Raw genomic sequence first — 6,619 nt, forward strand, 5'->3', positions numbered from 1 at the left:
TCCTGGCGGTACGCCCAGGTCTTCTCCATCGCGTTGAAGGTGGTCCATGCCTCGGTCCACTCGGTCGCCTCGGCGGTGGCCATGGTCGACGCCCACTCTGCGAAGGACTCGTTCAGCCACAGGTCGTTCCACCAGCGCATCGTGACGAGGTCACCGAACCACATGTGCGCGAGCTCATGCAGGATCGTGACGACGCGGCGCTCCTTGACCGCGTCGGTGACCTTGCTGCGGAAGACATAAGTCTCGGTGAAGGTCACCGCGCCGGCGTTCTCCATCGCTCCGGCGTTGAACTCCGGCACGAACAGCTGGTCGTACTTGGCGAACGGGTACGGGTAGTCGAACTTCTCCTCGAAGTACGCGAACCCCTCGCGCGTCTTGTCGAAGACGTAGTCGGCGTCGAGGTGCTGCCAGAGGCTCTTTCGGGCGTAGACGCCGAGCGGAATGACCCGGCCCGAGGCGCTGGTGAGCTCCGAGAAGGTCGCCTCGTACGGCCCGGCGACGAGCGCGGTGATGTACGACGAGATGGTCGGGGTGGGCTCGAAGGTCCACGTGGCGGTGCCGTCGCCGTGGCGCTGGGGTGCGGGCGTGGGCGAGTTGGACACGACCTTCCACGGCTCGGGCGCCGTGACCGTGAACTGGAACGTGGCCTTCAGGTCGGGCTGCTCGAACACCGCGAAGACGCGGCGGGAGTCGGGCACCTCGAACTGCGAGTAGAGGTAGACCTCGCCGTCGACGGGGTCGACGAACCGGTGCAGACCCTCACCGGTGTTTGTGTACAGGCAGTCGGCGTCGACGATCAGCTCGTTCTGCGCCTCGAGGCCCGACAGCGCGATGCGAGAGTCGGCGTACGCCGCCGCGGGGTCGATCGAGCGGCCGTTGAGGGTGATCTCGCGCACGTCGCGTGCAATGAGGTCGATGAACGTGTCGGCGCCGGGCGTGGCGGCGAAGCGAAGGGTGGTGCGGGAGCCGAACACCTCCGCACCACGGTTGAGGTCGAGCGCGATCTCGTACGACATACCGGCCGTCGGATCGACGACGGCGCGGCGCTCCTGCGCCTCGATGCGGGTGAGGTTCTCTCCGGGCACGGCGGTTCTCCCAAGGTCTTCGGGTGGGTCAGTGCCCGGGCGTGCCGGGCGATCCCTCAGCCTACGCGCTGGAGCGGCCCCCACCCGGAAAGACCCCGTCGCGGGCCCCAGCATCGCCACCGCGGTGGGAGGATGGAGGGGTGAGTGCAACCGACGCCGCCCCACCCGTCAACGAGCGCGAAGAGCCCCAGGTTCTCTTCGCTTCTCCCGCATCCGCATCGGGTGCGCGCCATGTCGAGGTACCCGTCGCCTATGACGGCATCCTGCTCGCCGGCTTCGGCGGGCCCGAAGGGCAGGACGACGTGATCCCGTTCCTTCGCAACGTCACGCGGGGGCGCGGCATCCCCGACGAGCGACTCGAAGAGGTGGCGCACCACTACCGCCACTTCGGGGGCGTCAGCCCCATCAACGACCAGAACCGTGCGCTGAAGGCGGCCATCGAGGACGAACTGGCCCGACGCGGCATCGATCTGCCCGTGTACTGGGGCAACCGCAACTGGGCTCCCTATCTCGAGCAGGCGGTGCAGGATGCCGCAGCCGCCGGTGACACCACGCTCATCGCCGTCGCCACGAGCGCCTACAGCTCGTTCTCCAGCTGCCGGCAGTATCGCGAGGACTTCGCACGGGTGCTCACCGAGACGGGCCTCGGCGACGTCGTGACGATCGACAAGGTGCGTCAGTTCTTCGACCACCCCGGTTTCGTCGCGCCCTTCAGCGCCGGAGTGCTCGCGGCCGTGGCCGGGTTCCTCGACGAGGGTCTCGCGCCCGAGCAGATCCGGGTGCTCTTCTCCACCCACAGCGTCCCGATCGACGACGCGAAGCGCTCCGGCCCGCGCGACGTCGACTGGGGCGACGGAGGCGCCTACGCCGCGCAGCACCGCGCCGTGGCCGAGGTGATCATGACGGACGTCGCCGCCGAGCGACCCGACGCGGCGTCGGTGCCCTGGGATCTGGTGTACCAGTCGCGCTCCGGCCCGCCGTCGCAGCCGTGGCTCGAACCCGACGTCTGCGACGTCATCGAGACGCTCCCCGACGCCGGGGTGAAGGCCGTCGCGATCGTGCCGCTCGGATTCGTCAGCGACCACATGGAAGTGCTCTGGGACCTCGACACCGAGGCGATCGAAGCTGCGGAGGAGGCCGGACTGCGCGCGGTCCGCACGCCGACCCCGGGAGTCGATCCGGCCTACGTGTCGGGCCTGGTCGACCTCGTCGTCGAGCGCCTCGAGGGAGCGCCCGCCGCCGAGCGGCCGCACCGTACCGCGCTCGGGCCGTGGTTCGACGTCTGTCGCCCCGCCTGCTGCGAGAACGTCCGCGCCGGGTTCAAACCGGCGGCCGCCGGCATCGCGCCCTGACCCGCCGCCACCGAGCGCCGACCCTAGGATCTTGACCATGCGCATCCACATCGCGACCGACCACGCCGGCCTCGAGTTCTCGACCCAGCTGCAGCATCACCTCGCCGCAGAAGGTCACGACCTCGTCGACCACGGCCCGCTCGAGTACGACGCGCAGGACGACTATCCCGCGTTCTGCATTCGCGCTGCACAAGCCGTCGTGCGCGATCAGGAGGCCGGGGTCGAGGCCCTGGGCGTGGTCTTCGGAGGATCGGGCAACGGCGAGCAGATCGCCGCCAACAAGGTGCGCGGTGTGCGGGCGGCCCTGGTGTGGAGCATCGCGACCGCGGAACTGGCCCGTGAGCACAACGACGCCAACGTCATCGCCGTCGGCGCCCGTCAGCACACGTTCGACGAGGCGGCCGCGTTCATCGACCGCTTCATCGCGACGCCCTTCTCGGGCGAGGAGCGCCACGCGCGGCGGATCGCGCAGCTGGCGGCGTTCGAGACCGACGGCACGCTCGAGCCGGACCCCCGCGCGCCGGGGCTTCAGCCCGACGTGCTGGCCGCCGACGACAGCAGCTTCGACCCGGAAGCGGGCTGATGCCCGAGGGCCATTCCGTCCACCGCATCGCCCGCCAGTTCCAGCGCAACTTCGTCGGGCGGACGGTAGCGGCATCCAGCCCGCAGGGCCGGTTCGCCGAGGGCGCCGCCGTGCTCGACGGCCGCACCCCTACCGAAGCGCGGGCGGTCGGCAAGCAGATGTTCCTCGCCTTCGACGACCTGTGGCTGCGGGTGCATCTCGGCCTGTACGGCGCGTGGGATTTCGCCGGCGAGATTCTCGTGGATCCCACGATCGCCTCCGCCAACGGGCGCATGGGACAGACGAACCAGCGCGGCACGGTGCTCGGCGATGAGCCGATCATGGATGCCGCGGGGGAGAACTCCCTGTCATCGATCGGCGCACCGCGGCGCACGCGGGTGCACGTGCGCATGTCGGAGCAGACGACCGGCCTGGGGGACGATCTGGAGTGGCCCCCGCCGGTGGTCGGCCAGGTGCGCCTGCGGCTCATGACCGACATCACCTGCGCGGATCTGCGCGGTCCCACCGCGTGCGAGCTGCAGAGTACCGACGAGATGCTCGCGACCGTCGCGAAGCTCGGCCCCGACCCGCTCGTGGGCGACGTGGCCGAGGGGGAGGAGCGCTTCACCCGCACGGTGCGCCGCAAGCCCACCCCGATCGGGCAGCTGCTCATGGACCAGAACGTCGTCAGCGGCATCGGCAACGTGTACCGGGCCGAGATGCTGTTCCGTGCCCGCCAGAACCCGCACACGCCCGGCCGGGACGTGTCCGAGGGGACGGTGCGTGCACTGTGGCGGGACTGGGTGCGTCTGCTGGCCATCGGCGTCGAGACCGGGCAGATGATGACGATGGACGACCTGGCGCCGGAGGACTACCGCAAGGCGATGGCCTCCCGCGACGACCGGCACTGGGTCTACCACCGCGCCGGGCTGCCGTGCCGCGTGTGCGGCACCGCGATCGTCGTCGAGGAGATGGCCGCGCGCAAGCTCTACTGGTGCCCTCGCTGCCAGGCGTGACACACCACCCGACACGGCCGACACGGTCGATGCGGTCCCGACAGAGGAGTCGACCCATGCCCAGAACGACGCATCGAAAGCGGTCACGCGCCGAGCGCGAAGCGGCCACCGCCCGCATCAGGAAGGCCGTCGCCGTCGCCGGCAACCTGGTGGGCGCAGTCGCGCTCCTGGTCGCCATCGGTGCGGTGGTCTGGCTCCTTACCTACACCGCCGGCGGGGGCAGGATCAGCGCGGTCTTCCCGGATGACATCGGCGGCACGGAGACCATCGCGTTCCCCACGCTCATGGTGGGCCTGTCGATGATCGGTTTCTTCCTCGGCCAGTACGCCGTCCGCGGCCGGTGGGAGGTGGCGGGTGGTAAGGCCTCCTCCGGCGGGTCGTTCGCCGTCCTGCTGCGTCCCATCAGCGTGCGCCTGCACGCGCTCTTCCTCGCGTGCGCCCTGACGGCGTGGGTGCTCGTGATGGTCGTGCCGGTCGTGCTGGATGCGTCGGGCGCCCTCGACATCGCCGGGGGCTCGTCCGCAGCCATACAGTTCTGGTTCACCGTCACGGTCTACGGCGTGATCACCGGCCTCCTCGCGGGCATGATCGCGCTATCGCTCCTCAAGAAGCGGACGTACAACGACCGGCTGGCGCGGAACAAGTCGCAGGTCACCCCGGGTTCGCACTCCCAGCTGTGGTGGCGGAAGTTCTCGCACATCTGGCGCGCGGAACTGGGGATCGCCGGCTTCGCCGGCGCGGCATTCGGGCTCAGCCCGCTCGGGGTGCATCTTCAGAGCCCGCTCTACGGGTTCGGCGCCCTCGCGATCGGCGTCGTCCTGATGACCATCGCCGTTCTCCTCGCGCTCAACGCGTGGCGGTCGGGCTTGCCCGTGGAGCGGGTGGAGTCGTACACCTGACGCCCGTCGCGACGCACCGATCGTCGCGCGCAAATAGGCTGAGGGGATGCGCCAGAACCCGAGCTTCGTCCTCGGCGACACCGCCGAGCTGCGCCGGCTCATCGACCAGAACCCATGGGTGACGCTCGTCAGCAGCACGCCGGACGGCCTCGTCGCCTCGCACTATGCCGTGCTGCTCGACGACTCGCGCGAGGATCTCACCATCGTCGGGCACGTCGGCAAGCCCGACGACCTGATCCACGGTCTGGGGCAGCGCGAGCTGATGGTCATCGTGCAGGGGCCGCACGGGTACATCTCGCCCGGCTGGTACGGCGACGGCCCGGCGGTGCCGACCTGGAACTTCATCTCCGCGCACCTGAGCGGCGTTCCCGAGCTGCTCACGGCCGACGAGAACCTCGCGGTACTCGATCGCCTCGTGGCCAGGTTCGAAAGCGGCATGCCGCAGCCGCGCCTCATGTGGGAGCGGCCGAACGACGCCGACTTCGTGCACCGGCTCGAAAAGGGCACCGTCGGATTCCGGCTCACGCCCTCGCGTGTCGTGGCCAAACGCAAGCTGAGTCAGAACCGGCCTGATGACGTGGTCGAGACGATCATCGGCGAACTGGATGCCGGATCGGGCGCGTACGGCGATGCCCGCCTGGCAAGCGAGATGCGTCGCGACCTCGACGCGCGAAGGAGCAGCAGATGACCTGGGCCGCAGGCGACCATGTCGCCGTCGTCGCGAACGCACGGCTGACGGGCGCGGACCGCACCGACCCGTTCGGCGATGACCTCGTCGACGTGCACCTGCAGGCGGGTACCATCGCCGATATCGCCCCTGCCGGTGCGCTCCCGCGCGCCGGCGTCGTGCTCGACGCCCAGGGCGGCTGGCTGATCCCGGGCCTGTGGGACCACCACGTGCACGCGGTGCAGTGGGCGCTCCTCACGCAGCGCGTTCCCCTCGGGCACGCCGACAGCGCCGCCCACGCGGCATGGCTCATGGCCGATGCCCCCGTGCTCGATGACGGCCGCCGTATCGGAACGGGGTTCCGCCACGCGTTCTGGCCCGACGTCCCGACGCTCGAAGTGCTCGATGCCGCCACCGGCGACGTCCCCACCTACCTCATCAACGCGGACGTCCACAGCGTGTGGCTCAACTCCGCCGCACTGCGTCGCGAGGGTCACCCCGTGGCCGGCTCGGGATTGCTGTGGGAGGAGCCGGCGTTCGAGATATCCCGACGCCTCAACCTCGTCCCCACCGACGTCGCCGACGCGTACGTGGCGCGCATGGCGCACGATGCGGCATCCCGCGGCGTCGTCGGGATCGTCGACCTCGACATGGCCTGGAACGCCGACGCCTGGGCCCGACGCGCCGCCGCCGGCTTCGACACCCTCCGCACACGGTTCGGCATCTACCCGCGCGATCTTCAGCAGGCCCTCGACCTGGGAATCGAGAGCGGTGACGCCGTCGACCCCGCGGGGCTCTTCCGCGTCGGCTCCCTCAAGGTGATCAGCGACGGCTCGCTGGGCACCCGCACGGCGGCGTGCGCGCACGCCTATCCCGGCGACCCGCTGAACCACGGCCTGCTGACCATCCCGCCCGACGAACTGGTCGATCTGATGATCCGCGCGACCGGGGGAGGGCTCTCGTGCGCCATCCACGCCATCGGCGACATCGCGAACACCCACGCGCTCGACGCCTTCGCCCTGACGGGCGCGACGGGCA

7 protein-coding genes are annotated in these 6,619 nt (G+C 70.2%); 6 read left to right on the top strand and 1 reads right to left on the bottom strand.

The features are described 5' to 3' along the window. A partial coding sequence (locus tag NQ160_RS16030; RefSeq protein WP_257516170.1) for a M1 family metallopeptidase occupies window positions 1-1,085 on the bottom strand: 1,085 nt, incomplete at its 3' end. Between the two features lie 140 nt (window positions 1,086-1,225). Here NQ160_RS16030 and NQ160_RS16035 point away from each other — a divergent pair. From NQ160_RS16035 to NQ160_RS16060, 6 genes are all read left to right on the top strand, one after another. Beyond that, a complete protein-coding gene (locus NQ160_RS16035; RefSeq protein ID WP_257516171.1) occupies window positions 1,226-2,437 on the top strand; it encodes a ferrochelatase in 1,212 nt (403 codons plus the stop codon). Window positions 2,438-2,474: 37 nt separating this feature from the next. Then, a complete protein-coding gene (locus tag NQ160_RS16040; RefSeq protein ID WP_257515971.1) occupies window positions 2,475-3,020 on the top strand; it encodes a ribose-5-phosphate isomerase in 546 nt (181 codons plus the stop codon). Beyond that, window positions 3,020-4,015: an Fpg/Nei family DNA glycosylase gene (locus tag NQ160_RS16045; RefSeq protein WP_257516172.1), complete on the top strand. Its 996-nt coding sequence runs from the start codon at window positions 3,020-3,022 to the stop codon at window positions 4,013-4,015. The genes NQ160_RS16040 and NQ160_RS16045 overlap by 1 nt, the downstream gene beginning before the upstream one ends. A 56-nt stretch (window positions 4,016-4,071) precedes the next feature. Beyond that, window positions 4,072-4,914 (top strand): hypothetical protein, encoded by an 843-nt coding sequence (locus NQ160_RS16050; RefSeq protein ID WP_257516173.1) that lies wholly within the window; start codon window positions 4,072-4,074, stop codon window positions 4,912-4,914. A gap of 46 nt (window positions 4,915-4,960) precedes the next feature. Next, a complete protein-coding gene (locus tag NQ160_RS16055) occupies window positions 4,961-5,602 on the top strand; it encodes an FMN-binding negative transcriptional regulator (protein WP_257516174.1) in 642 nt (213 codons plus the stop codon). Continuing rightward, window positions 5,599-6,619 (top strand): amidohydrolase family protein (locus NQ160_RS16060; RefSeq protein ID WP_257516175.1); only part of this gene is annotated, 1,021 nt, incomplete at its 3' end. The genes NQ160_RS16055 and NQ160_RS16060, both read left to right, overlap by 4 nt.

Source organism: Microbacterium sp. zg.Y909, from assembly GCF_024626565.1.

Coding starts and splice junctions, on each gene's coding strand:
- NQ160_RS16050 (WP_257516173.1), top strand. CDS start 4,072: ATGCCCAGAACGACGCATCGAAAGCGGTCACGCGCCGAGCGCGAAGCG.
- NQ160_RS16045 (WP_257516172.1), top strand. CDS start 3,020: ATGCCCGAGGGCCATTCCGTCCACCGCATCGCCCGCCAGTTCCAGCGC.
- NQ160_RS16040 (WP_257515971.1), top strand. CDS start 2,475: ATGCGCATCCACATCGCGACCGACCACGCCGGCCTCGAGTTCTCGACC.
- NQ160_RS16055 (WP_257516174.1), top strand. CDS start 4,961: ATGCGCCAGAACCCGAGCTTCGTCCTCGGCGACACCGCCGAGCTGCGC.